Here is a 1,623-nt window from a genome sequence, read left to right on the forward strand (position 1 = left end):
CCCGTAACTTCGGTTATACCTAACGTTGTAACCAATGCCGAAAAAATGAATGGTAAGAATATATTTTGACAAACAAATCTTCAGTCACCTGTTCAAACAGGAAAAACCTCATTATGTCAAATTATTGAACCAAATCAGGAAACAAAAGGCAAGTTTATTCTGTTATTCCCACGCTCACCTTCGAGATTTAAAAAATGATAAAACCAACATTAAATATTCCGAATTAGAATTTATGGATTCAATTGTGAATGATAATTACCTATCATACCACGCAATTGAAAAGAAAACATCTTGCTATTTAGCAAGGCCTTTAGAGGCATTTGCAGATGTTGAAAAAGAAACAGATGATATTGACTTCTCAAGCATCTTTGATTTTGACACGAGCGACCTAAATCCAGAAGACCAAGAAAAATTTGAAAATGCAAAAACCCTCTTAACCGAAACAAAATTAGACTTCAACTTCCCAGAAATGGAAAACTTGGACTCTTCAATAACTGACCCATTAAAAAACCTACTTCCTTTTGGTAAAGAACCAATGAGTATAATGCAATGGAGCGAACATTTTATGGGAATGCTAAAAAATATGCAGGAAGATAAAATTGTTTATAAAGGGTTGCGAAATGTTACGGACAAGCATATAAATAATGGAAAGTTTACTATTGACTATGACGAGATAGATTTCAATGAAGACTTGAAAGATTCTCATCTTCAAAAGACTTTTGTAGAATATGTGAATAGTAATTTAAACCCAAATGGAGACAAGGAAATATCAAAATATGACTTTTTTACAAACGCATACTTTACCCTTGACCTTTTAGGAATAAGTAAAGAACCGTCTAAAAGTGTAAGATTCAATAATATGCTTAATGACGGGATTCATAGTTATTATGGAGCTTACTGCGATTGCGTTGTTTCAGACGACAATGGTTTTCTGAAAAAAACCAGAGCACTTTATAAGTTACTGGGTATTGACACAAAAGTTATTCCCGCTGATGAATTCATCCAATCATTTGACTTTATTGTCGAAAAGGAAGAAAAAGACCAAAACACATTTTCCGAACTTTTAGTCAATGATTTGAAAAATGGATTGATTGTGGATTCTTATAAATCTATCGATATAAATAGAGAGACAAATACAATTAAGCCTATTCATAATTATTTGGGATTCTTTAATAGAATTGACAGAATCCTTGAAGATGGTAAAAGCTACCTTTATTTTTATCGAAAAACCAATAACTATTCAAACTTCACTTTTATAAGAGAGTACGAATTAGTTGTTAATAATGCTGTTGAAATTTTTGGAGCGGACAAATATTTTAAAGAAAGATTTGAATGGGAAAAAGAGAAAGATTTGATTCAATCCAACAAATGGTATGGACGAATATGGGACTTTGAAACTTTTACGTTAAAAATTGAGACAAATAAAGGTTCAGGAAAATTAAGTATATTAATAACAATGAAATAAAAAGCACTGGTTACAACAATGGCTATAAGTAATTGCTTGTTCTCGCCTACTTCTGAAAATCCTCGCGGATTTTCAGCTTGGTGTGTACTTGCAAAGTTAAGTGCTAAACCACGCAACTACTCATAGCCGTATTCCAAGATCAAATCCTAGTAATTTCT

The 1,623-nt window shown here is 32.0% G+C and carries 1 protein-coding gene; it reads left to right on the top strand.

Features of this window, described 5'->3' with window-relative positions; genetic code table 11:
- Nucleotides 1-232: 232 nt before the first annotated feature.
- Complete coding sequence (locus tag KLA_RS17140) at nt 233-1,465, top strand: hypothetical protein (protein ID WP_152536877.1); 1,233 nt, start codon at nt 233-235, stop codon at nt 1,463-1,465.
- The last annotated feature ends 158 nt before the right edge of the window (nt 1,466-1,623 follow it).

It is taken from the genome of Cellulophaga geojensis KL-A (assembly GCF_000568425.1).
Lineage (GTDB): Bacteria > Bacteroidota > Bacteroidia > Flavobacteriales > Flavobacteriaceae > Cellulophaga > Cellulophaga lytica.

Bases quoted from the DNA above. Each gene is read 5' to 3' on its own strand.
- KLA_RS17140 (WP_152536877.1), top strand. From the start codon at position 233: ATGGATTCAATTGTGAATGATAATTACCTATCATACCACGCAATTGAA.